Annotated in this window: 25 protein-coding genes; 13 read left to right on the top strand and 12 right to left on the bottom strand. The window is 58.9% G+C overall.

The window, feature by feature from the left end:
• Nucleotides 1–218: 218 nt before the first annotated feature.
• The 3 genes from lipA to ABIE13_RS25420 all read right to left on the bottom strand — a co-directional run bounded on the left by lipA (nt 219) and on the right by ABIE13_RS25420 (nt 2,350).
• Nucleotides 219–1,229: a lipoyl synthase gene (gene lipA / locus ABIE13_RS25430; protein ID WP_354448734.1), complete on the bottom strand. Its 1,011-nt coding sequence runs from the start codon at nt 1,227–1,229 to the stop codon at nt 219–221.
• A gap of 12 nt (nt 1,230–1,241) precedes the next feature.
• Nucleotides 1,242–1,934 (bottom strand): lipoyl(octanoyl) transferase LipB, encoded by a 693-nt coding sequence (gene lipB, locus ABIE13_RS25425; protein WP_354448732.1) that lies wholly within the window; start codon nt 1,932–1,934, stop codon nt 1,242–1,244.
• 68 nt (nt 1,935–2,002) lie between these two features.
• Nucleotides 2,003–2,350, bottom strand: coding sequence for a YbeD family protein (locus tag ABIE13_RS25420; RefSeq protein WP_354448730.1), 348 nt, complete (start codon nt 2,348–2,350; stop codon nt 2,003–2,005).
• Nucleotides 2,351–2,811: 461 nt separating this feature from the next.
• On the opposite strand from ABIE13_RS25420, the gene ABIE13_RS25415 reads away from it, so the two are divergent.
• From ABIE13_RS25415 to ABIE13_RS25375, 9 genes are all read left to right on the top strand, one after another.
• Complete coding sequence (locus ABIE13_RS25415; protein ID WP_354448728.1) at nt 2,812–3,327, top strand: ATP synthase subunit I; 516 nt, start codon at nt 2,812–2,814, stop codon at nt 3,325–3,327.
• A gap of 21 nt (nt 3,328–3,348) precedes the next feature.
• Nucleotides 3,349–4,227, top strand: a complete 879-nt coding sequence (gene atpB, locus ABIE13_RS25410) for a F0F1 ATP synthase subunit A (RefSeq protein WP_354448726.1) — start codon at nt 3,349–3,351, stop codon at nt 4,225–4,227.
• Nucleotides 4,228–4,305: 78 nt separating this feature from the next.
• Nucleotides 4,306–4,554: a F0F1 ATP synthase subunit C gene (gene atpE, locus ABIE13_RS25405; RefSeq protein ID WP_028603996.1), complete on the top strand. Its 249-nt coding sequence runs from the start codon at nt 4,306–4,308 to the stop codon at nt 4,552–4,554.
• A 35-nt stretch (nt 4,555–4,589) separates the two neighbouring features.
• Nucleotides 4,590–5,060 (top strand): F0F1 ATP synthase subunit B, encoded by a 471-nt coding sequence (locus ABIE13_RS25400; RefSeq protein WP_354448724.1) that lies wholly within the window; start codon nt 4,590–4,592, stop codon nt 5,058–5,060.
• 30 nt (nt 5,061–5,090) lie between these two features.
• Nucleotides 5,091–5,621, top strand: coding sequence for a F0F1 ATP synthase subunit delta (locus tag ABIE13_RS25395; RefSeq protein WP_354448722.1), 531 nt, complete (start codon nt 5,091–5,093; stop codon nt 5,619–5,621).
• Between the two features lie 56 nt (nt 5,622–5,677).
• Nucleotides 5,678–7,237, top strand: a complete 1,560-nt coding sequence (atpA, locus tag ABIE13_RS25390; protein WP_354448719.1) for a F0F1 ATP synthase subunit alpha — start codon at nt 5,678–5,680, stop codon at nt 7,235–7,237.
• Nucleotides 7,238–7,261: 24 nt separating this feature from the next.
• On the top strand, nt 7,262–8,140 hold the full coding sequence (gene atpG / locus ABIE13_RS25385; RefSeq protein ID WP_354448717.1) for a F0F1 ATP synthase subunit gamma: 879 nt from the start codon (nt 7,262–7,264) through the stop codon (nt 8,138–8,140).
• Between the two features lie 39 nt (nt 8,141–8,179).
• Nucleotides 8,180–9,607: a F0F1 ATP synthase subunit beta gene (gene atpD, locus ABIE13_RS25380; protein WP_354448715.1), complete on the top strand. Its 1,428-nt coding sequence runs from the start codon at nt 8,180–8,182 to the stop codon at nt 9,605–9,607.
• 90 nt (nt 9,608–9,697) lie between these two features.
• Nucleotides 9,698–10,117, top strand: a complete 420-nt coding sequence (locus tag ABIE13_RS25375; protein ID WP_354448713.1) for a F0F1 ATP synthase subunit epsilon — start codon at nt 9,698–9,700, stop codon at nt 10,115–10,117.
• A 126-nt stretch (nt 10,118–10,243) separates the two neighbouring features.
• Here ABIE13_RS25375 and ABIE13_RS25370 read toward each other — a convergent pair whose 3' ends face one another.
• The 5 genes from ABIE13_RS25370 to ABIE13_RS25350 form a co-directional block, all read right to left on the bottom strand.
• Nucleotides 10,244–11,041, bottom strand: coding sequence for an MHYT domain-containing protein (locus ABIE13_RS25370; RefSeq protein ID WP_354448711.1), 798 nt, complete (start codon nt 11,039–11,041; stop codon nt 10,244–10,246).
• Nucleotides 11,042–11,420: 379 nt separating this feature from the next.
• The gene (locus ABIE13_RS25365) at nt 11,421–11,951 is read right to left on the bottom strand and encodes a hypothetical protein (protein WP_354448709.1); all 531 of its coding nucleotides are present in this window, start codon (nt 11,949–11,951) and stop codon (nt 11,421–11,423) included.
• Nucleotides 11,952–12,005: 54 nt separating this feature from the next.
• Complete coding sequence (locus ABIE13_RS25360) at nt 12,006–12,560, bottom strand: TPM domain-containing protein (protein ID WP_354448707.1); 555 nt, start codon at nt 12,558–12,560, stop codon at nt 12,006–12,008.
• An 8-nt stretch (nt 12,561–12,568) separates the two neighbouring features.
• Complete coding sequence (locus tag ABIE13_RS25355) at nt 12,569–13,489, bottom strand: TPM domain-containing protein (RefSeq protein WP_354448705.1); 921 nt, start codon at nt 13,487–13,489, stop codon at nt 12,569–12,571.
• Nucleotides 13,490–13,532: 43 nt separating this feature from the next.
• Nucleotides 13,533–14,153, bottom strand: a complete 621-nt coding sequence (locus tag ABIE13_RS25350) for a LemA family protein (RefSeq protein WP_354448703.1) — start codon at nt 14,151–14,153, stop codon at nt 13,533–13,535.
• Between the two features lie 167 nt (nt 14,154–14,320).
• On the opposite strand from ABIE13_RS25350, the gene ABIE13_RS25345 reads away from it, so the two are divergent.
• Genes ABIE13_RS25345 through ABIE13_RS25335 form a run of 3 tightly spaced genes read left to right on the top strand, consistent with a single transcriptional unit; the run spans nt 14,321 to nt 16,369 of the window.
• Nucleotides 14,321–14,767, top strand: a complete 447-nt coding sequence (locus ABIE13_RS25345) for a YybH family protein (RefSeq protein WP_354448702.1) — start codon at nt 14,321–14,323, stop codon at nt 14,765–14,767.
• Between the two features lie 25 nt (nt 14,768–14,792).
• A complete protein-coding gene (locus ABIE13_RS25340; protein WP_354448700.1) occupies nt 14,793–15,791 on the top strand; it encodes a YheT family hydrolase in 999 nt (332 codons plus the stop codon).
• A gap of 41 nt (nt 15,792–15,832) precedes the next feature.
• On the top strand, nt 15,833–16,369 hold the full coding sequence (locus ABIE13_RS25335; protein WP_354448699.1) for a DUF2946 family protein: 537 nt from the start codon (nt 15,833–15,835) through the stop codon (nt 16,367–16,369).
• Between the two features lie 79 nt (nt 16,370–16,448).
• Here ABIE13_RS25335 and ABIE13_RS25330 read toward each other — a convergent pair whose 3' ends face one another.
• Nucleotides 16,449–16,670 carry a hypothetical protein gene (locus tag ABIE13_RS25330; RefSeq protein ID WP_354448697.1) on the bottom strand — a complete coding sequence of 74 codons (222 nt, stop codon included), beginning with the start codon at nt 16,668–16,670 and terminating at the stop codon, nt 16,449–16,451.
• Between the two features lie 103 nt (nt 16,671–16,773).
• Nucleotides 16,774–17,313, bottom strand: a complete 540-nt coding sequence (locus ABIE13_RS25325) for a MarR family winged helix-turn-helix transcriptional regulator (protein ID WP_354448695.1) — start codon at nt 17,311–17,313, stop codon at nt 16,774–16,776.
• 353 nt (nt 17,314–17,666) lie between these two features.
• On the opposite strand from ABIE13_RS25325, the gene ABIE13_RS25320 reads away from it, so the two are divergent.
• Nucleotides 17,667–18,644, top strand: a complete 978-nt coding sequence (locus ABIE13_RS25320; RefSeq protein ID WP_354448693.1) for a tripartite tricarboxylate transporter substrate-binding protein — start codon at nt 17,667–17,669, stop codon at nt 18,642–18,644.
• 93 nt (nt 18,645–18,737) lie between these two features.
• Here the strand turns inward: ABIE13_RS25320 and ABIE13_RS25315 are convergent, their stop codons facing one another.
• Nucleotides 18,738–20,444 (bottom strand): multicopper oxidase family protein, encoded by a 1,707-nt coding sequence (locus tag ABIE13_RS25315; protein ID WP_354448691.1) that lies wholly within the window; start codon nt 20,442–20,444, stop codon nt 18,738–18,740.
• Between the two features lie 11 nt (nt 20,445–20,455).
• Nucleotides 20,456–21,550, bottom strand: coding sequence for an RCC1 domain-containing protein (locus ABIE13_RS25310; RefSeq protein WP_354448689.1), 1,095 nt, complete (start codon nt 21,548–21,550; stop codon nt 20,456–20,458).
• Nucleotides 21,551–21,583 lie beyond the last annotated feature (33 nt).

The following is a 21,583-nucleotide window of genomic DNA, read 5'->3' as shown; positions in this document are numbered from 1 at the left end:
ACCTCGCCGGGTGTCCAACCCGACTGCGGTTTGCGCCTTGATTGCGGCTCGCCAGTGCCTCACGCGGGGGTGAATTTAGTGTTAACACGCCCTAGCGGTGATGAGAATCTGCGTGCTCTGAAATCGGGAGCGATGGTCGGCTGATCTGAACTTCCGGCTGTATGCCTTTCTCTGCGTCCCCGTTTCATTTAAAGAACGCAAAACGCAACCAGCTTCGGCTAGCTGACCTGTAAGCCTGCAGCCTCTGCCTGTTTGTCTGCGTGGTAGCTCGAGCGCACCATGGCACCCACGGCTGCATGGGTGAAGCCCATTTTGTAGGCCTCGTCCTCGAACATCTTGAAGGTGTCAGGATGGACGTAGCGCTGCACCGGAATATGGGCTGAAGACGGGGCGAGATATTGCCCAATGGTGAGCATTTCCACGCCGTGATCGCGCATATCGCGCATGGCCTGCAGAATTTCCTCGTCAGTTTCTCCCAGGCCTACCATCAAGCCACTCTTGGTGGGAACAGATGGGTGAAGCGCCTTGAACTTCTTGAGAAGATTGAGCGAGAACGCGTAATCGCTGCCTGGCCGTGCCTGCTTGTACAGGCGCGGCACGGTTTCGAGGTTATGGTTCATCACATCTGGCGGAGCGGCCTTCAGGATTTCCAGCGCCCGGTCATCGCGGCCGCGGAAATCTGGCGTGAGAATCTCGATCTGTGTGCCCGGTGATTTTTCGCGCGTGGAGCGAATGCAGTCGACGAAATGCTGGCTTCCGCCATCACGGAGGTCATCCCGGTCGACGCTGGTGATCACCACATATTTCAGCCGAAGCTGGGCAATCGTGTTGCCCAGGTTGGCCGGCTCGTTGGGATCCAGTGGGTCAGGCCTGCCGTGACCCACATCGCAGAACGGACACCGCCGCGTGCATTTGTCTCCCATGATCATGAATGTGGCCGTGCCATGCCCAAAGCATTCACCGATATTCGGGCAACTGGCTTCCTCGCACACGGTCACCAGGTTGTTCTTGCGCAAAATATCCTTGATCTCGTAGAACCGAGTGCTCGGGCTGCCCGCCTTGACTCGGATCCAGTCAGGTTTTTTCAACGCCGGGCCGTCGTTTTGCACCTTGATCGGAATGCGGGAAAGCTTGGCGCCGGCCTTTTGCTTGGCAGTGGCGTCATAGGCGCCAGCGGGCTGTGCTTCGCGCACGACGGGTGCATTGGGGCCGAGGGTGGTGGTGGACATGAGACTTTCTTTCTAACCCTGCAGTAGGCGGGTGAGCTGCTTGGCCAATTCGTGGGCGGCATCTTCACAGCTTGCAGATACGCCAATTGTAGAAAGATCTACGGTTGTCAAGTTGGAGTAACCGCAAGGGTTGATACGCGAAAAGGGTTCCAGGTCCATTCCTACGTTCAGGGACAAGCCATGGTAGGCGCGGTGATTGCTCACCTTGATCCCTAAAGCGGCAATTTTCCCCAAGCCAGTGAAATCCGGTTGGGGCGGTGGTGAGCCCGGCACTCGATGCTGCGGGCGCTGGGTGAGCATGGCATGGCTGAAAGGGTCGTCCAGGCGCACATAGATACCCGGTGCGCCAGCCAGTCTATGCCCGGTGACTCCAAAATGGGCCAAGGTGCGAATCGCCGCCTCCTCCAGTCGGTGCACGTATTCCTTGACGAAGATGGCGCGTGATTTCAAGTCAATAAGAGGATAGGCGACCACTTGCCCGGGTCCGTGGTAGGTGACCTGGCCGCCTCGGTCCGTGGGCACGACTGGGATGTCGCCTGCCGCCAACACGTGTTCGGGCTTGCCCGCCAGGCCCAGGGTAAATACACCGGGATGCTCACAAATCCAAAGCTGGTCGGATGGGGCATTCGCTGCCGAAGCAGTGAACTGCTTCATGGCTTCGAATGTGGGTGCGTATTCGACCCGTCCCAGGTAGGTGACGTCCATGCTAGATCGCCTGTTCCATGGTCAGGAGGATGCGGTCGCAAGCCCCGTGGCCTGCACGCCCGCTCTCATCAAAGCACCCATTTGGCAGAGGGGTGGGTCGACAATGTGCGATACAGCTCATCGAGCTGCTCGCGGCTTGTCGCGGTAACCGTGATGGTGACGCCCAAATACTTGCCGCCCCCGCTTTCGCGGAGTTCTATATTAGTAGCATCGAAAGCCGGATCAAATTGCTTGGCAATATGGGTCACAGCGTGCACGAACCCTTCTTCATTGACGCCCACCACCTTGATGGGGAATGCACTGGGGTACTCAATAAGCGACTCGCGCGCTTCGGGCGTGAGCTTGATGTCTTCCGGCGGCAACTCCGCCGATGGGCCGGTGCCGCCGTCTTGAGGGGGGGACGCAGGAGTGGTCATATCGAACTTTCTTGAAGAATAGAATGGCTCAGGCTGCCGGGGGTGCGCCGAGGTGCACGATAATTGTCGTATAGAGCAGGGCGCGAGTCGTGCCAGGCTGTCAATCGAGCTGATGTTGTTGCGCCACGGCAGGTCTTCACCGGACCGTGCCGGGGATGGGTATGCGTACGCATGGCAAACAATCTTGCTTTTCCCGTGAACACCGCCTGAAAACTCTGGCAAATGGGAGGGGCGATCATTGGGTATGTTGAAAGCGCTTCCAAACGGCTTCTGAGAAAAAAAGCCGCGCACTACCCCCTGGGCTCAAGCCCAAGTGTTGCGGCAAGTTAACCGTTTTTCAGGAAACCGACGGATTACCCTCGGAGTAACCCTATAATAAGAGGCTTTGCAGTCGCAGCGGAAGATTGCAGTCAATTGTGGGTAACCGCAAGAAATCGGCTGTCATTTGCTCGAAAGCGGAAATGGTCACAATAGCACCCGTCAAGGCGAGGCCCCTGCCTGCTGAAAATGCAGATGGAGTCACCCCCGAGGATTTCAAGCCTCTGAGTGCCGAAGAAGCTCGCCAATGGCGAGCTGAGCATCCTCCTTTGTCTCCCTGGCCGGTGGTCTGGGTGCAAGCGGGGATGGGGCTGATGGTTGTGGTGGTGGCCTGGTTTGTATCCAGGGGTGCTGTGTCCGTGGTTTGGTCCGCTGGGTATGGTGTCTTGGCTGCGTGGTTGCCCGCGGTGCTGTTTGCCCGCATGGTGGCTCGCCGGATGCGAATCGAATCCAATGCTGCAAGTGCCTTGACGGCGCTGATGGTGTGGGAGGGGATCAAAATTGTATTGACGCTGGCGTTACTGCTGGCGGCGCCGAAGATCTTGGCGCAAGTGCAATGGCTGGCTTTGTTGGCCGGATTTGTGGTGACTATCAAGGCCGCTTGGGCGGCTATGTGGTTGATGTCGGTGAAACGCCGGTCAACTGTGCCGATGAACTGACCTTTGGATAAGTGGTAACGTATGGCTGCTGAAGGCGCGCAAGGGCAGACTGCTGGTGAATATATCCAGCATCACCTGCAACACTTGCAGTTAAATTTCAATCTCGAGCCCGTCAAACAGAAGTCGATCATCGACTTCAGTCTGTTCAATGCGGACTCGGTGTTCTGGTCTGTTCTTCTGGGTGCTGTGGGTTGCTGGCTCTTGTGGCTGGCTGCTCGCAAGGCCACTTCTGGTGTGCCTGGGCGCTTCCAGGCGGCGGTGGAGATTCTGGCTGAGCTGGTGGAAAATCAGGCCAAGGGCGTGATTCACAATGCCAAGAGCCGCAAACTCGTTTCGCCTCTGGCACTGACGGTGTTCTTCTGGATTTTCATGATGAACGCCATGGATCTGCTGCCAGTGGATCTGTTGCCTTTGGGTTATCAGGCGGCCGTTGGCGATAGCCATGCCTACCATCGCGTGGTCCCTACTGCGGATCTCTCCACTACGCTGGGTCTTTCCCTGAGCGTGCTGGTGGTGTGCCTGTTCTATAACCTCAAGATCAAAGGCCTGGGCGGCTGGTCTCATGAGCTGGTGACTGCGCCTTTCGGCGCGCACCCAGTGCTGTGGCCCATCAACCTGTTGATGCAGATCATCGAATATGTCGCCAAGACCGTCTCGCACGGCATGCGATTGTTCGGCAACATGTTTGCCGGCGAACTCGTCTTCATGTTGATCGCCTTGATGGGCGGCGTATGGGCCTGGCAATTCAACCCCCTCACGGGCGGTTTCTGGCTGGGTATCGGGCACGTGATTGCGGGTTCTGTGTGGGCAATCTTCCACATCCTGATCATTACGCTGCAGGCGTTCATCTTCATGATGCTGACGCTGATTTACGTGGGTCAGTCGCACGACGCTCACTGAGTCCGTGTCTGGTCTTGTGATCTAGTTTCGTTTTTTCTTTTCCTTTAACCATTCTTTCTTTTTTCTCTAGGAGCAATCATGGAAAACGTTCTCGGCCTCGTCGCACTGGCTTGTGGTTTGATCGTCGGCTTGGGCGCTATCGGCGCTTCCATCGGTATCGCATTGATGGGCGGAAAATTTCTCGAGTCTTCTGCACGTCAGCCTGAGCTCATGAACGAACTGCAAACCAAAATGTTCGTTTTGGCTGGTCTGATCGACGCCGCCTTCCTGATCGGTGTTGCTATTGCCCTGCTGTTCGCATTCGCTAACCCCTTCACCCTTGGTTAAGCGGCTGGCCTTTCTAGACTGAAAGGAGTCGAACTGTGAATATCAACGCGACCCTGTTCCTGCAGGCCGTTGTTTTCGCGATCCTGGTTTGGTTCACGATGAAGTTCGTGTGGCCACCGATCACGAAGGCACTGGACGAGCGGGCTCAGAAAATCGCCGACGGCCTCGCTGCCGCCGACAAAGCCAAAACCGAACTCGCCGCGGCCAATTCGCGCGTCGAGCAGGAGTTGGCCAGTTCGCGCAATGAGACTTCGGCACGTTTGGCTGACGCCGAACGCCGTGCGCAGCACATCATCGAAGAAGCCAAGGTGCGAGCCAATGAGGAAGCCAGCAAGATTGTTGCTGCTGCCCAGGCTGATGCCGAGCAACAGGTGGTGCGGGCCCGTGAGGCTTTGCGCGAGCAGGTGGCTGTTTTGGCCGTTAAAGGCGCCGAGCAGATTCTTCGCAAGGAAGTCAATCCGACTGTCCATGCTGATCTGCTGACACGCCTGAAGACCGAGCTCTGATCCTCAAAGCTCGCCCAAAGGAAAACGTCTATGGCAGAACTCGCCACCATTGCAAGACCCTACGCTGAAGCCCTGTTCCAGGTCTCGCGTGCCGATCTGGCCGCGACACAGTCCTGGCTGGATGGGCTGGCGGGCGCGGCGGCCAGCGATGAGCTGCTGCAGTTCGCCGCTGATCCTCGGGTCAATGCCCGTCAGGTGTTTGAAGTCGTCACTGGCGTGCTCAAGAATTCGTTGCCAGAGCGTGGCGCGAATTTCCTGCGCGCCATCATCGACAACTCACGCCTTGCTGCGCTGCCCGAAGTGGCACGCCAGTTCCGTGATCTGGCCAATGCGGTCAGCGGCAGTTCGGACGCACTGATTCAAAGCGCCTTCCCGATTGATGATTCTGAGCTGAACAGCTTGGTTACTACGCTCGAAAAGCGTTTTGGCCGCAAACTGCAGGCCCAGGTGCAAATCGATCCGGCGCTGATCGGTGGCGTACGCGTCAAGGTGGGTGACGAGGTGCTGGACACCTCGGTAAAAGCCCGCCTGGAACAAATGAAGATGGCTCTGACGGCCTGATGCAATCATCAGGCGCCAGGCTCCTCGATACAACCCTTTAGGACAAGGAAAGAGTCATGCAACTCAATCCCGCAGAAATTTCAGAACTGATCAAGAGCCGCATCGAGGGCCTGGGTGTCAGCGCCGACGTGCGCAACCAGGGCACCGTGGTGTCGGTGACCGACGGCATCGTGCGTATTCATGGCCTCTCTGACGCCATGCAAGGTGAGATGCTGGAATTCCCAGCCACCGCCGCTGGTGTTCCCACTTTCGGCCTCGCCCTGAACCTCGAGCGCGACTCCGTCGGCTCCGTGATCCTGGGTGAATACGAACACATCTCCGAAGGCGACGTCGTCAAGTGCACGGGCCGCATTCTGGAAGTGCCCGTGGGCCCCGAACTGATCGGCCGCGTGGTGAACGCACTGGGTCAGCCTATCGACGGCAAAGGCCCCATCAACGCCAAGATGACCGACGTGATCGAGAAGGTCGCGCCAGGCGTTATTGCGCGCCAATCGGTGAGCCAACCTGTGCAAACTGGCCTGAAGTCGATTGACTCCATGGTGCCAGTGGGCCGTGGCCAGCGCGAGCTGATCATTGGTGACCGCCAGACTGGTAAGACGGCTGTCGCGATCGACGCCATCATCAATCAGAAGGGTCAGAACATGACCTGCGTGTACGTCGCCATCGGTCAGAAGGCGTCGTCCATCAAGAACGTGGTTCGCTCCCTGGAGCAAGCTGGCGCCATGGAATACACCATCGTGGTGGCAGCATCTGCTTCCGAGTCTGCAGCCATGCAGTACGTGTCAGCCTACTCTGGCTGCACCATGGGTGAGTACTTCCGTGATCGCGGCGAAGATGCCTTGATCATCTATGACGATCTGTCCAAACAAGCTGTGGCTTACCGTCAGGTTTCGCTGCTGCTGCGCCGTCCTCCAGGCCGTGAAGCCTACCCTGGCGACGTGTTCTATCTCCACTCGCGTCTGCTGGAGCGTGCTGCTCGCGTGAACGCCGACTACGTCGAAGCCTTCACCAAGGGTGAAGTCAAAGGCAAGACCGGCTCACTGACCGCACTGCCCATCATTGAAACGCAAGCCGGCGACGTGTCTGCCTTCGTTCCAACCAACGTGATCTCGATCACCGACGGACAGATCTTCCTGGAAACCAGCTTGTTCAACGCAGGTATCCGCCCCGCCATCAACGCCGGTATCTCGGTGTCTCGCGTGGGTGGTGCCGCTCAGACAGATCTGATCAAGAAGCTCTCCGGCGGTATCCGTACCGACTTGGCTCAGTACCGTGAACTGGCCGCGTTCGCGCAGTTCGCCTCCGATCTCGATGCCGCCACCAAAAAGCAGCTCGACCGCGGTGCCCGCGTGACCGAGTTGCTCAAGCAAGCACAGTACAGCCCACTGCCTATCAGCTTGATGGCTGCTACGCTGTTCGCGGTGAACAAAGGCTTCATGGACGACGTGGAAGTTGCCAAGATCCTGTCTTTCGAGTCAGGTCTGCACAGCTACCTCAAGGACAAGCATGCTGATCTGCTCAGCAAGATGGATGCCGGCAAGGCGCTCGACAAGGACAAGGAGCTGGAAGCAGCTCTGACGGCCGCCATCGAAGCCTTCAAGAAAACCTTCGCTTGATCCTTCCTCGAAAGGACTAACGCAATGGCAGTCGGTAAGGAAATTCGCGGCAAGATCAAATCGGTGGAAAACACCAAGAAGATCACCAAAGCCATGGAAATGGTGTCCGCCTCTAAGATGCGCAAGGCGCAGGATCGCATGTGGGCGGCCCGGCCTTACGCTGAGAAAGTGCGTAACATCGCAGCGCACCTGGGTCAGGCCAATCCTGATTACGTCCATCCCTTCATGAAGGTGAATGACGTCAAGAAGGCTGGCGTGATCGTGGTGACGACAGACAAGGCCATGTGCGGCGGTTTGAACACCAACGTGCTGCGCGCTGTGACGGCCAAGTTGCGGGAGCTTCAAAGCGCCGGCAACGAAGTCGACGTGACTGCCATCGGCAGCAAGGGACTGGGCTTTCTGACCCGCATCGGGGCCAGAGTGGTCTCGCAGGTCGTGCAGTTGGGTGATACACCCCACCTGGACAAGCTCATCGGTCCGGTCAAGGTGCTGCTCGACCAGTACGAGAAGGGCGAGTTGAACGCGGTCTACATCGCGTACACCCGCTTCATCAACACCATGAAGCAAGAGGCGGTGCTTGAGCAATTGCTGCCTCTGTCGAATGGCAAGATGCAGGAAGAGACGCGTGCCAGCGGCACGCAACATGACTGGGACTACATCTACGAGCCTGACGCGCAGACCGTCATCGACGAGCTTCTGGTGCGCTACGTCGAATCGCTGGCTTACCAGGCTGTAGCCGAAAACATGGCTTCTGAGCATTCTGCCCGCATGGTGGCCATGAAGGCCGCTACCGACAACGCAGGCAACGTGATTAGCGAGCTGAAGCTGGTCTACAACAAGACCCGCCAGGCAGCCATCACCCAGGAATTGTCCGAGATCGTGGCGGGCGCTGCGGCGGTCTGACACGGTTCACAACGCATACAAGTTATTGGAGCAAGACAAATGGCTCAAGAGAACATCACATCGAACGCTGGCGTTCAGGGAAAAATCGTTCAGTGCATCGGCGCCGTGGTTGACGTGGAGTTTCCACGCGACAAGATGCCCCGGGTGTACGACGCCCTCAAAATGGACGGCACCAGCCTGACGCTGGAAGTCCAGCAGCAGCTGGGCGACGGCATTGTGCGTACGATCGCGCTGGGTTCCAGCGACGGCCTGCGCCGCGGCAAAATGGTGACCAACACCAGCCAACCTATCACTGTTCCAGTCGGTCCAGCTACGCTGGGCCGCATCATGGACGTGCTGGGCAACCCGATCGACGAGCGCGGTCCGGTGTCCCAGGAAAAAACGGCCTCCATCCACCGCAAGGCACCTACTTACGAAGAGCTCAGCCCTTCGCAAGAGCTGCTGGAAACCGGCATCAAGGTGATTGACCTGGTCTGCCCCTTCGCCAAAGGCGGCAAGGTGGGCCTGTTCGGCGGCGCTGGCGTGGGCAAGACCGTGAACATGATGGAACTCATCAACAACATCGCGAAGGCACACTCCGGTTTGTCCGTGTTTGCTGGCGTGGGTGAGCGTACCCGTGAAGGTAACGACTTCTATCACGAGATGGCCGATTCCGGCGTCGTGAACCTGGAGAACCTGGGGGAGTCGAAAGTGGCCATGGTCTACGGCCAGATGAACGAGCCTCCAGGCAACCGTCTGCGCGTGGCGCTGACCGGCTTGACCATCGCCGAGTCCTTCCGTGACGAAGGCCGTGACGTGCTGTTCTTCGTGGACAACATCTATCGCTATACGCTGGCCGGTACCGAAGTGTCCGCTCTGCTGGGTCGTATGCCTTCAGCCGTGGGTTACCAGCCTACTCTGGCCGAAGAAATGGGCCGTCTGCAAGAACGCATTACTTCCACCAAAGTCGGTTCGATCACATCCATTCAGGCCGTTTACGTCCCTGCCGATGACTTGACCGATCCTTCTCCAGCGACCACCTTCGCCCACTTGGACTCCACCGTGGTGCTTTCGCGTGACATCGCGGCGCTGGGTATCTACCCTGCCGTGGACCCACTGGACTCCACCAGCCGTCAGCTGGATCCGCTGGTTGTTGGTGAAGAGCACTACAGCGTAGCCCGCCAAGTGCAAGGGACGCTGCAGCGCTATAAAGAACTGCGCGACATCATCGCCATTCTGGGTATGGACGAACTCAGCCCAGAAGACAAACTGGCTGTGGCACGTGCTCGTAAGATCCAGCGTTTCCTGAGCCAGCCATTCCACGTGGCCGAAGTGTTCACGGGCTCTCCTGGAAAATACGTGTCCCTCAAGGACACCATCAACGGCTTCAAGATGATTGCGAACGGTGAGTGCGATCACATGCCCGAGCAAGCGTTCTACATGGTCGGCACCATCGAAGAAGCGATGGAAAAGGCCAAGAAGATCTGATTTTCAATCAGCGTTCAGCATCGGGCACCCGGTCAACCGGAGGGGTTTTCTCTCCATGGACCGGGGCACTGTGTTTAACCAGGAGATAACATGGCCAACACCATTCACGTCGACGTGGTCAGCGCCGAGGAGTCCATCTTCTCGGGCGAGGCCACGTTTGTTGCCCTCCCAGGCGAAGCTGGCGAACTGGGTATTTACCCACGCCACACACCGCTCATTACGCGCATCAAGCCTGGCTCAGTGCGTATTCAGACGGTGGGCGGGGAAGAAGAGTTTGTATTCGTGGCCGGCGGTATCCTTGAGGTGCAGCCTAACCACGTGACCGTGCTGTCCGACACCGCTATTCGCGGCAAGGATCTGGACGATGAGAAGGCCAATGAGGCCAAGCTTGCTGCGGAAGAAGCGCTGAAAAACGCCAAGAGCGAGATTGACATGGCTCGCGCCTCGTCAGAGCTTGCTGTGCTGGCTGCGCAGATTGCTGCATTGCGCAAGTACCGCCAAAAGCGTTGAGTTGAGACGCGTCCAAGCCGTCAAAGCCGGCATGGACGTCTGTCTAGCCAGCGGAAAGTAAAAAACCCTGCACTCGCCCTGCAGGGTTTTTTTACGTTCGCCCCAGTCCGAGGCTTGGCCGTGTGCTTATTTCTGCAGGGCGTGACTCGCGTCATTCATGCGCCCAAGGCTCCGGTTGCCTGAGGCTGTCGACTCCGGCGGGGCGAGCACGTTCCACAGGAGATATACCAACACCAAGCCCACCACCAGGAAGACCAACTGCGAAAGATAGTGGCCGCCGATGCTCAATATGGGAGGGGATTTGCTAGCAACGCAGACGAATTCCGCTGCCTGCATTCCGGTGTAGTGCATTGCACAGACGGCCAATCCCATCGTCAGCGAGGCTAGCACACGATGCCAGGTCTTGCGCACGTGGAATGCCAGCCAAAGCGCCGCGGCCGAGGCAGTGAAGGCAATCACAAACGACACCAAGACCAGGAGGGGATCCAACGTCATATCGGCGCGGAGATTCATCGCGTACATCCCCATGTAGTGCATCACGCACACGCCAACGCCAGCCAGCACGCTTCCAAGTAGCCAGCCACGCTTGCTGAATTGGCCGCCGCTGCCCGCGAGGAGCAGGGCGATTCCGGCGATAACGATGGCAGCAATCAGTGAGATGAGTGTCCAGAAACCGTCATACACCACGCGCAATGGAAGCCGGTAGCCCATCATCCCGACAAAATGCATGGACCAGATGCCGACGCCGCCTAAAGCAACTGCCGCGCCCGCGGCCATGGAACGGTTGATCGTGCCGTCGGGTCGGTACAGTCGTTTCGTATGAGCCAATGCGGCATAGGAGCCGAGGACGGAGATGATGTAGGAGAGTACGACAAGCAGCATGTCGTACCGCGGGGAAAGAACGTCGCCCACATTGAAGTTCATCGGATTATCCTCACGCCCCCGTTGAAAGCGTCTGCGCGGGGCGGAGGCCTTGCCCAGCATGACGACGGCAGAATGGGAGCTATTGCATCCAATTCGTGTATCTGAACGTTGTAAGACAACATTCACACAGTGAACGTGCACCACGCGAGTGCACATTCGTCTCTCCTGTCAGTGGCTGGAGCATAGACAAACGCGGTCAATGTAACTAAGATTGACTTTGTTGCAAGACCATTACACCTCAATTTCGCCTGTTGGAGGCGAACTTAAGTTGTCTAATGATTGGGATTTACCCGAATTGCCCGAAACGAGGCTTTGAATTCGGACTTGTGTGGGAACGCGCGATGTCATCTGCAGGTCCCCACTGGACCCGGCAGGCCTTTCAGGTCGCCGGGGTCGCGAGCAGGCGCCCCCGCCCGAGCAGCTTCCGACCGGACAGCAGGGTGAATTCCCCGGCAGTATGAAGTTTGGGCAGGGCCAGTTCAGGCCGCAGGAATTCCATCTGCAGTTCCCGCGCCACCTCAGGCAGGGGTTCGGCGCCCACGGGAACCAGCATGCGCGCGGAGAAGGCCTCTTCGCCCAACACGACCAAACAAGGGAACAACCCGGCGCGCACAGGCCGGCTTTCGGAAGGGGTGGCTGCCGCAAGCAAGGTGATTTCGACCAGCGCCGAGGGCACGAAGTCGGCGTTGGGTGCAAAGCCGGGCGGGGCCACTTTAGGCGCGCGCGCGCGTCCCATGAGCCAGCCGATGATGTTGCCTACGATAGGCAACCACAGAACCAACAGCAGCGTACCCAGATCGCGCGCGAGAGAGGGCGGCGGAACCAGCCAGCGAACCAGTCCACCACCAACGGCCAGTACCAGGAGGATGGCTGTGAAGATTTGACGGCGCGACGAAATATTGGGTTTCATGCGCCTATTAGAACGCGTTATCTATCAAGAACGCGTTATTTTTCACCCGACGATTTATCGCAACACAGGCGCGTCTGGAAGTTGATTGATGCGCTCTGCCGCCGATGGCATATCGGCATCTGGCGTTTTGGGGAAGTGCTCAACCAAAACGGCGGAGACTTCTTCAAGTGCCTGTGTCAAACCGTCTTCAAACCGCTTCTCGCGCATGGCTGTGCCCAGGCGGTCTACCATGGCTTTCCATTCGTTGGGCGGCACAAGCCTGTTGACTCCCCGGTCTGCGACCAGCTCGATCGAGTGCTCCGCCAACAGAAGATAGATCAACACGCCATTGCTGTGCGCTGTATCCCACATGCGCAGCTTGGAGAACATCATGACAGCGCGCTCCCGAACGATCTGATCGATCGGTACCCTGTCACGGAAATGGCGCCAGAGATAGCTCAGCGGCAGCGACCCTTCGACATAGATGCGCACCTCACCGGTGTGTCGGCGTTCGCTTGCGGACACGCGGCGGTGCAATCGTTCCAGGAGGTCGGGCGGCAATGCACGGTGTGCATCGGTCTCGTCCATCCAGCGGTGCCGCAGTACGCGGCTAAAGGCAGAGATTTTCATGGGCGTCCTTACCAACTTCCGCTGGCACCGCCGCCACCGAAATTGCCACCACCGCCTGAACTGAAGCCACCGCCGCCGCCGCCAAAACCACCACCGCCTCTACCGCCTCCCCAGCCACCGCTGGGGGGAAGAAAAATCGGGCCTCCGCCGCTTCGGCCCCCTGATCGAGGAAGGCCAGACAAGGCGCTTGCGAAAAAAGCGAAGACAAGTGCAGCTACACCGGCCCCAATACCTATGACCAGGCTGGCAGTGATCACGAACGCCACGCCGCCCACACCCGCTCCGGTTACAAGCGCGCCCAGCTTGCGACCAAAAATTCCGCGTGCGAAGGCACTGATGATGGGGAAAGCGACGAATAGAAAGATGGCCCCCTCTACCCAACTGAAGCCGCCCCCAATGCCCTGCGAGGAGGGCGTCCCATTGATCACCACCGGAGGTAATGCCTCTCCGCGGATGCGTGCCGACAACTGGTCTACCCCCGCGTTCACGCCGCCGGCATAGTCACCCTGACGGAAGAATGGAGTGATGGCCTCATTGATGATGTGGCTGGCAGCGATATCTGGCACCGCGCCTTCCAAGGTCTTGGCCACTTCAATGCGCACCCGCCGGTCTTTGACTGCCACGAGAAGAATGAGGCCGTCGCCCACATCCTTGCGGCCGATCTTCCAGGTGTCGCCTACTCGCTGGGCGTATGCCGCAATGTCTTCCGGCGCCGTAGTGGGCACCAGCAGCACCACAACTTGCGACCCCTTTTCGTCTTCGAGGCTCTTGAGCTTGGCTTCCAGTCCGGCTTTCTGCGCATCGTCCAGCGTCCCGGAGGTGTCCACGACGCGTGCAGTCAGGGCCGGCACCGCTTGCAGCGGCTGTGCATTGGCAATGCCGCCCATGCCCAGTACGAAGACCAGCGCGAGCAGAACTCGGAGCATCATGGAAGAGGGCATATCCGGATCAGGGATTGGCGTGCGCGCCAATTTATCTGGATGCTGGCGCGGTTGGCGAAGTGCCGAAGTCAACTTTCGGCGCATTGGAAATCTGCGCTTCATTGGCGACGGTGAAGTTTTCCTTGGGCTTGTAGCCAAAAATCATGCCTGTCAGATTGGTGGGGAAGCTGCGCGCCAGCACGTTGTACTCCTGTACCGCCTTGATGTAGCGGTCACGGGCCACTGCAATCCGGTTTTCTGTACCTTCCAGTGCCACGCGCAGGTCAGCAAAGGCTTTGTTGGCCTTCAGGTCCGGGTAGCGTTCCACTGAAACCAGCAGACGGCTGAGAGCACCAGACAACTCGCCCTGCGCCGCCTGGAACTGCTTGAACGCCTCGGGGTTGTTCAGCGTTTCAGGCGTGACCTGGATGCTGGTGGCCTTGGCGCGGGCCTGAATCACCTGATTGAGGGTATCTTGCTCGAACTTAGCCTCACCTTTGACGGTGTTGACCAGGTTGTCGATCAGATCTGCGCGGCGCTGGTACTGGTTAACCACTTCGCTCCAGGCGGACTTGGTGCCCTCGTCCAGGCGTTGAAAGTCGTTGTAGCCGCAGCCGGTCAGGCTCAGCAGCAGGGTCAGGGCACCGACGGCCTTGAAAAGCCAGTTTCTCATGATGAAGTCCTCTCTCGCCAAAAAATGGAGCATCGGAGAAGCTATCATAGGTTAAGGTTTTTGTTTGTGGGACAACGCCGTCCCTGGGACAAATTCCACACATCTGGCCTGAATACTCGCAATCCAAGGATTCACGGCACCAATCGCAGCACTTTTCCATTCCTGCCATGCCTAAGCCACGCTACCGGCCTGCCGAGATGGCGGCCTCTGCCGACGATGTTGAAGCGGCCTTCTATGAAGCCCTGCAAGCGGGCGACATTGAGCAGTTGATGGCCTGCTGGGCAGATGAAGACGACATTGTTTGCGTTCACCCAGCGGGTGCACGTGTGGTGGGCGCCGCCGCCATCCGTTCATCTTTCGAAACCATGCTCACCGGCGGCAGAATTCGTGTCACGGTTGAGCGCACGCGCAAAGTCGAATCGCTCTCGGCCAGCGTGCACAGCGTTCTGGAGCGCATTGACGTCCAGACGGCGGAAGGGCAGCAGCACGCTTGGGCTGTTGCAACCAATGTCTTTCTGAAGACCGCTCAAGGCTGGCGCCTGGTGGCTCACCATGCCAGCCCGGGACGAGCTGAAGTGGCAGAAGCCACGGTGCCAGGACAGTTGCTGCACTAGCACGCCCCAACTTGATCCTGATATCTTGACGAGCTACCGCGCACCGCCCTGGTTACCAGGCGGCCATCTTCAGACCATATGGCCAGCACTTTTTGGGCGCCGCGTGAGCGGGCCGCGCGTGGAGTACCAGCGAGAGCGCTGGGAAACGCCAGATGGCGATTTTGTGGACGTGGATTTTCTTGATCATGGCTCGTGCAAGCCCGGCATGCCTTTGCTCGTGCTGTTCCATGGGTTGGAAGGCTCCTCTCGGAGCCATTACGCAGAAGCATTCGCTGATTGGGCCCGTGACCACGGGCTTGCATTTGCTGTGCCCCATTTTCGGGGGTGCTCTGGCGAGATCAACCGGGCGCCCCGTGCCTACCATTCGGGCGATGTGGAAGAGATTGGATGGATCCTCGCACGCCTGCGCACCTGGCATACCGCGCGTGGCGGTGGGCCCACACTGGCGGTGGGCGTGTCCCTGGGCGGCAACGCACTGCTGCGTTGGGCGGGTGAGGTTGGCACCTCGGCTTCCAGCAGTGTGAGCGCGGTCGCGGCCGTGTGCTCACCGCTGGACCTTGCGGCGGGCGGGCACGCGATAGGCCGGGGCTTCAATCGGCAGGTCTACACCCGCATGTTCCTGCGCACCATGAAGGCCAAGGCCTACGACAAGCTGGCGCAGCACCCCGGTCTGTTCGATTCCGCTCGCCTGCGTTCGGCGCGTGACCTTTACGCCTTTGACGACCTCTTCACTGCACCGCTGCACGGATTTGCAGGGGTCGAAGATTACTGGAGGCGCGCCTCCGCCAAACCGCACCTGGCCGATATCCGGGTTCCGGCCCTTGCACTGAACGCAAAAAACGATCCCTTCGTGCCTGCTGCCAGTCTGCCAGGGAAAGACGAAGTGGGGGCCTACGTGACTCTTTGGCAACCCGATGAGGGCGGCCACGTGGGATTTCCTCAAGGCGCTGCGCCGCCGGGCAATGTGTTCTGGCTTCCAGGAGCCGTGGGTGGCTGGTTGCTGGCACAACTTGGAAGCGGGTAAGGACTACAACAGATCCATTCCATGCCGTCTATCATGGGAGTATGGACGACATTGTGAAACAGGCCATGGCCAAGTGGCCCAATGTGCCGAATTGTTTTGGCTGGTTGGGACTGGATGCGCGCGGCAACTGGTACATGCGTGATGATCAGGCTCAGGCACTGGGCGGCTTTACCAGTGGGGTCGAGGGCGCCAAGGGACAACTTCTGCAACATGAGAAGCTCATCGCTTTCATTGAGCGCAATTACGAGGCGGATGACGCCGGTCGGTGGTTCTTCCAGAATGGTCCTCAACGCGTCTACGTGGAGTTGGAGGCTGCCCCCTGGGTCTGGAGAGTGCACGAGAATGGCTTGGTGCACTCACACACGGGCCAATCCGTTCAAGTCCAGCAAGCTTTGACGGATGAGTCGGGCCGCGTATTTCTGGTGACAGATAAAGGCTTGGGCCTGGTCCATACACAAGACGTCCTGCATGCTGCGGAGGCTGTCGAGCGCGGCGACTGGATGCCTGAATCGGTGCAGGCGGGGGATTTGCCTGTGCGCTACGGCTATGTGCTCAGTCCGGAGGCTGAGAGTCGCTGACGCGGCACATGGCCTGAATGCTCTGGGCCATTGTGGTCCGGGCCGTTGCCTGCATGAGCGGAATCTGAGGCCGCTCTTCCTATTGCTCTTCAGAGGCACTGCGGGCAGGGACCATGGCCGCTTCGACCGCCTGTCGAAACTGTTGCTGAACCGCTTGGCCTTGCACACGCACCGATTCACCCTGGGCAGTCGAGGCTGGCTCGCCCAGTGTTTTGCTGACGCTGCCCATTTGCTGTTTGACGACGGTCACGACAATCGCCAGCGCGATGAGTAAGCCCAAAAAACCGAATATTGCCTTCATATGGCACACCTTCCCGTGGCTTGTCTAGCGGTCATGGCTGGGATTGTGCCGCAGATGCACGGGTGCATGCAGTAGCGAGCGCCGCGGCTGCCCGCTGAGCGCTTCACTTGGTCTTGGCCGTTGCCGGGGAGGGGCGTTCATGTACATCTTCTGCGATCAAGCGCAGGCATTTGACAAAGAGAGCCCGGTATTCTTGCGGCAAGCACGTGAGAAGACGATCTTCTACGGCTGCATCACGCGGCATGATCCTGTTGAGCAAATGCACGCCTGCGGGCGCTACAAAGAGTTCATAGGCGCGCGCATCTACCGGGGAAGCCCTGCGCTCAATCAATTCACTGCTGCACATGCGGCGCACCATATCCGCGACGGTGTTACGGTCCATGGCCAGGCGCGCAGAAAGGGCGTTCTGATTAAGGCCGGGCTCCTGATGGAGCAGCACCAGCGTAGCTTTTTGCCGCGGCGTGACGCCTTCTTCCGAGAACGTGTGCGCGAAAATCTCCTCCGCCTTGAAATGGGCACGTCGCAGCAGATGAGATGGCACGTCTTCGAGCCGGAAGCTGTCCAGGATGGATTGAACTTCTTTCGTCACGCCTTGCGGCGAGCGATTGGAAGGCACGTTTCGAGCTGGACGAGTGCGGGGCATGCGGGCCAAACCGGGCTGGATGGAAATTTAGACTATTAGGTGGGGTCCTAGCATATGAGATGAATTGCGTAGAACCTCATATTTTTTGAGAACCCGATCCAGCCTCATGGATATAGCGATCGAATAGGGGTTGATACCTATTTCGGCCAGGAGGATGCGTCCCGCATAGTACGTGTTCGTCGTATTTCACACTGGCCGAACAACCGCGGCTATTGCGCCCCACCGCATGTCCTGCAGCATCATCATCGCGGTGGTGGCTTTCGAGCGCTGCGGTTCGCGTTGGCCAAATTGGCCAGATCAGCGGTGAACGGGTGATTGCGCCAGCTCAAGCTTTCAAAACGGAGGGGTGGTCCATGTCTTTATCTCGCAGAGTCCTCATTCAAAGCATGGCCGGCTCGGCCGCGCTGTCTGGCATTCCGGTGTGGGCCCAGCCTAGCCCGAGCCGCATCAACGTCGGTTTTGCCGCTGGCGGTACCCTGGACGTGATTGCCCGCCGGCTGGCAGATCAATTCAAGGGCCGTTATGCCGAGACCGTGATTGTCGAGTCCAAGGTGGGAGCGGGTGGACGCATTGCGAATGAAGCTGTGAAGAACGCTGCGCCTGATGGTGGAACGATGGTGTTGTCTCCATCTTCACCCATCGTGATTTTTCCGCACGTCTACAGCAAGCTCTCCTACGATCCTCAAAAGGATCTGAAAGCGGTGACCCCGATTTGCTCCAATGCGCAGGTGTTCGTTGTGGGGCCCAGCGTACCGGAATCGGTGCGAACCTTGAGCCAATTCATTGATTGGGCCAAGGCGAATCCTTCGGCAGGGTCTTACGGCACACCTGCCGCGGGGTCCATCATGCATTTCCAGGGCCTGGTATTTCAGAAGCAAGCGGGCATTCAACTGACGCACGTGGCCTATAGAGGTATGGCTGCCGTGGTGCCGGATCTGATCAGTGGGAATCTGCCCAGTTCGATGGCGGTGATGGGCGATGTCACCCAGTACATTGCCAATGGAAGGCTGCGTGCCTTGGCCGTCACCAGCGAGAAGCGCTCGCGCTTTCTTCCCGCGGTGCCTACTTTCGCAGAGTTGGGTTTCGGCGAAGTGACTGGCGTGGATTGGTATGGCCTTTTTGTTCCTGCGAAAACACCACAGGCCCTGGTCGACAAGCTTCACGCCAATGCGATCGCAGCCGTCAAGGAACCGGTGGTCGCAGAGTCTTTGGAAAAAGCAGGCTTTGATCCTTACACGCTTGACCAGACAGAGTTTGCCAAGCGGATACAGGCTGAAACCCTGCGATGGGGCCCAGTGGTCAAGGCGTCCGGATTCACCCCCGAAAGCTGATTGCCTCGCAGCGCCCCCCCAGTACTGTTGGGGGCGAGCTGTCCTGCTCGGCGCTTCAGGCCCAACAAAGCGCTGAACCGAACACGCCCACTGTCATGCGACGACATCGACCAACTGCATCATGCCCATGTCTTCGTGGTCGAGCGCATGGCAGTGCCAGACGAACTTGCCCTTGAAGTCTGCGAATCGCATGCGGAATGTCACGTTCCCATTGGGGGGGACCGGAATGGTGTCTGCCCAGAACGGGGTGATAGGCAGGCCGTTGACCCTGACGATGTAGCTGTCGTTTACATGAATGTGAAACGGATGCGGATATCCATTGAGGCTATGGATGGTCCATTCCTCGACGGCTTCGAGCGCCACCGTCTGAGTGACCGTGAGTGACGACTGAAACGGCACGAGCTTGGCCCCCACTGCGCCCGCCGCAAAGACCGTGTTGGCCATGAAGCCTTCTTCGGGGGGCACGAACCAATCCTCACCTTCCGGGATAGGCTTCAAGATCCGGTCATCATCCTTGTTGAGCACGGCCAGGACCAGATTGCGCTGCTTGCCTCCATGGGCCGCCAGCTCCTGGTCGGTGATCGCCTCGTGGTCCTTGTATCTGGGCAGGTCCGATGCGGAAGGCATTGGCGTGTCGACGGGTGAGCCTTCCACCACGATGCGCGCCACGATTTCTTCGTCAACCTCACTCGAGGGTGCCTTCACGGCACGTAAGTAATACGTCCCGGGTGTGTCACTGGCTTTCACCACAATGGAATGGCGGTTACCAGGAAAGAGTGCATTGCCTGGCCAGTTGGCGTCAGTGAACTGGCTTGCGTTGCCCGCGTTCATCGGCTTGAACAGACGATCGTAGACGTTCCCGTCCTTGGCATACGCCCAGAGCGTGTGGTCGTCCAGTACGGGGTTGAATGGGTAGAACGAAGACGAGTTGATCAAGTGCCAGTTCTGTACTTCGCCGGGTCGCATCACAATGGTCGGCTGATAGGCACCATTGAGCAGGAAGGCCGATGTCGGGGCGTTGACAGAATCCTTGAAGGAGTCCGTGCGCCCCGCCTCGTTCAAATTCAGCTTGTGTACAAAGATCACGCGCTCACGAATGTCGGGCGAGGTGATGAACCGGTCTGACAGGTCGCGAATGATGATGGCGCCGAACATGCCGCTGGAGACCTGTCCGTTGGACGAGCCATGCAAGTGCGGGTGATACCAGTAGATTCCGTTTTGGTGGTCCGCAGGAATGGCCAACTCATGTTGCCTGCTCTTTCCAGGCAATACGCCGCCCTCCGCTGTGTCGACCACGTAGTCGCCAAACACGCCAGGGCGGATCTCGCGTGGATCCACATGCAGGCCATGGAAGTGGAGGTTCGTGCTGTTCTGGAAGTTGAGGTATTCCACGCCCGTTTGCCGGGTGTTGTCAGGCAGCCGGTTGTTGAGCAGAATTCTGAGCGTGTCTCCCTGGTTGACTATGAGTGTCGGGGCCGCGTATTGGCCGTTGAAACTGCGCAAATGGGTTTGAGTTGGCGTCGCCTTGCCGGGGTATGCAGGATCCTGAACTTGCGCAATGTCCAAAGTTTGCGTGGTGTATTGAGCGTTGAGCTCCATCTCCAGTTTGCCATTCGCGGATGTCAAAACTTGCGGTTCAGGCAAGGTGTCTTCGGTGCCGTCGTCGCCTGCGCTGCCGCAACCCGCTAGCGGCAACATCGTTGTCCCGGTCGCCAGAGTGAACATCCATTGAAGAGCTGCACGCCGGCGCGGTTGATTGAGCGCCGGATGGGTGTCTTTGGGTGAATTTGATTCGATCATGGTGCCGTCTTTCAAGCAAATGCCAGGAGGTGGGGACGAGGCTGAACCTGTATCGATGGAAAGTCGCCGCAGGCTGAACAACGGTTATTTCCCCATGCATGCACACCCTGGTCGCTGAGCGCCAGCACATGCCCGACCCCAGCGGACAGCTGCGTGACGCGGCGCAGGCCGGCCAGGCGCACCGGACGCGCGGAAGCCGAAGGTGCCTCAGCGCCCAATTGCCCCAGGCCGTTCCAGCCCCAGGCGAAAACATCACCATGCACTGAAGTGGCCACCGTGTAGAACATGCCACCGTCGATCTGGGCGACCGGAAACCGGGTTCCTACGCGGGTAGGGCGTGTGAGATGGCGTGCACTGACATCTCCGGCTTGTCCGTAGTGGTTGGAGCCCCAGGCCCATAGCCGAGCGGCTTCGTCGACCGCAAGGCTATGAGTGTCGCCCGCCGCAATGCGCGTTATGCGCGCGGGTATGTCCAGTTTGCGCGGCAGGGATTTTTCGAGAAGATCGCCCTGGCCCAATTGTCCAGCAGCGTTGGCGCCCCAGGTCCATACGTGGCCTTTGCGGTCCAGCGCCATGACATGGCTATGCCCAGCAGCCAGCAAAGCAATGGGAGGCAGCGCTTGAATGCGGGCGGGCTGTGCAACCAGTCCATCACTAACGCGCCCCAACTGCCCCTGCACACGCATGCCCCAAGACCAGACGGTGCCATCGGCGTACACCGCGATGGTGGCCGATTCCGTCTGCACGACCTGGGTGGGCGACGCAGGCACACCAGCGATCGGTGCGCGCTGTATGCCGTTTTCAGGCGACACCACCGGGCGACAAGACAAGACCGGTCCTTCCGCGCGTACAGCGATGGTGTCGGCATGGCCGTCAGCCACCAGCGCAAATGGGAGGCTTGGGGGATTCAAGCGCTGCGGCACCGGCTGCGCATACCGGTTATGGCCTATCTCCGTAGGGTTGGATAAACACAAATCACCTGGGTAGCCAGGTGGCAACTTGGCGCCCAGTACCTTGACGCTTCCCCAGCCCCACGCTTGCCCATTGCTGTCAAGCGCGATGGAGCGGTCGCGCCCGGCGCTGACCTGTTCGATCTTCGTTGCCATGATCTGCCATCCTCCTGTGCGGCATGCAATTGC

It is taken from the genome of Ottowia thiooxydans (assembly GCF_040548795.1).
GTDB lineage: Bacteria > Pseudomonadota > Gammaproteobacteria > Burkholderiales > Burkholderiaceae_C > Ottowia > Ottowia thiooxydans_A.
The sequence above is the reverse complement of the archived record's forward strand: the minus strand, read 5'-3'. Positions and strand labels throughout refer to the sequence as shown.

What these genes read in the sequence shown, in the direction of transcription:
- lipA (WP_354448734.1), bottom strand. Translation starts at nt 1,229, where the DNA reads ATGTCCACCACCACCCTCGGCCCCAATGCACCCGTCGTGCGCGAAGCA.
- lipB (WP_354448732.1), bottom strand. Translation starts at nt 1,934, where the DNA reads ATGGACGTCACCTACCTGGGACGGGTCGAATACGCACCCACATTCGAA.
- ABIE13_RS25420 (WP_354448730.1), bottom strand. Translation starts at nt 2,350, where the DNA reads ATGACCACTCCTGCGTCCCCCCCTCAAGACGGCGGCACCGGCCCATCG.
- ABIE13_RS25415 (WP_354448728.1), top strand. Translation starts at nt 2,812, where the DNA reads ATGGTCACAATAGCACCCGTCAAGGCGAGGCCCCTGCCTGCTGAAAAT.
- atpB (WP_354448726.1), top strand. Translation starts at nt 3,349, where the DNA reads ATGGCTGCTGAAGGCGCGCAAGGGCAGACTGCTGGTGAATATATCCAG.
- atpE (WP_028603996.1), top strand. Translation starts at nt 4,306, where the DNA reads ATGGAAAACGTTCTCGGCCTCGTCGCACTGGCTTGTGGTTTGATCGTC.
- ABIE13_RS25395 (WP_354448722.1), top strand. Translation starts at nt 5,091, where the DNA reads ATGGCAGAACTCGCCACCATTGCAAGACCCTACGCTGAAGCCCTGTTC.
- atpA (WP_354448719.1), top strand. Translation starts at nt 5,678, where the DNA reads ATGCAACTCAATCCCGCAGAAATTTCAGAACTGATCAAGAGCCGCATC.
- atpG (WP_354448717.1), top strand. Translation starts at nt 7,262, where the DNA reads ATGGCAGTCGGTAAGGAAATTCGCGGCAAGATCAAATCGGTGGAAAAC.
- atpD (WP_354448715.1), top strand. Translation starts at nt 8,180, where the DNA reads ATGGCTCAAGAGAACATCACATCGAACGCTGGCGTTCAGGGAAAAATC.
- ABIE13_RS25375 (WP_354448713.1), top strand. Translation starts at nt 9,698, where the DNA reads ATGGCCAACACCATTCACGTCGACGTGGTCAGCGCCGAGGAGTCCATC.
- ABIE13_RS25370 (WP_354448711.1), bottom strand. Translation starts at nt 11,041, where the DNA reads ATGAACTTCAATGTGGGCGACGTTCTTTCCCCGCGGTACGACATGCTG.
- ABIE13_RS25365 (WP_354448709.1), bottom strand. Translation starts at nt 11,951, where the DNA reads ATGAAACCCAATATTTCGTCGCGCCGTCAAATCTTCACAGCCATCCTC.
- ABIE13_RS25360 (WP_354448707.1), bottom strand. Translation starts at nt 12,560, where the DNA reads ATGAAAATCTCTGCCTTTAGCCGCGTACTGCGGCACCGCTGGATGGAC.
- ABIE13_RS25355 (WP_354448705.1), bottom strand. Translation starts at nt 13,489, where the DNA reads ATGATGCTCCGAGTTCTGCTCGCGCTGGTCTTCGTACTGGGCATGGGC.
- ABIE13_RS25350 (WP_354448703.1), bottom strand. Translation starts at nt 14,153, where the DNA reads ATGAGAAACTGGCTTTTCAAGGCCGTCGGTGCCCTGACCCTGCTGCTG.
- ABIE13_RS25345 (WP_354448702.1), top strand. Translation starts at nt 14,321, where the DNA reads ATGCCTAAGCCACGCTACCGGCCTGCCGAGATGGCGGCCTCTGCCGAC.
- ABIE13_RS25335 (WP_354448699.1), top strand. Translation starts at nt 15,833, where the DNA reads ATGGACGACATTGTGAAACAGGCCATGGCCAAGTGGCCCAATGTGCCG.
- ABIE13_RS25330 (WP_354448697.1), bottom strand. Translation starts at nt 16,670, where the DNA reads ATGAAGGCAATATTCGGTTTTTTGGGCTTACTCATCGCGCTGGCGATT.
- ABIE13_RS25325 (WP_354448695.1), bottom strand. Translation starts at nt 17,313, where the DNA reads ATGCCCCGCACTCGTCCAGCTCGAAACGTGCCTTCCAATCGCTCGCCG.
- ABIE13_RS25320 (WP_354448693.1), top strand. Translation starts at nt 17,667, where the DNA reads ATGTCTTTATCTCGCAGAGTCCTCATTCAAAGCATGGCCGGCTCGGCC.
- ABIE13_RS25315 (WP_354448691.1), bottom strand. Translation starts at nt 20,444, where the DNA reads ATGATCGAATCAAATTCACCCAAAGACACCCATCCGGCGCTCAATCAA.
- ABIE13_RS25310 (WP_354448689.1), bottom strand. Translation starts at nt 21,550, where the DNA reads ATGGCAACGAAGATCGAACAGGTCAGCGCCGGGCGCGACCGCTCCATC.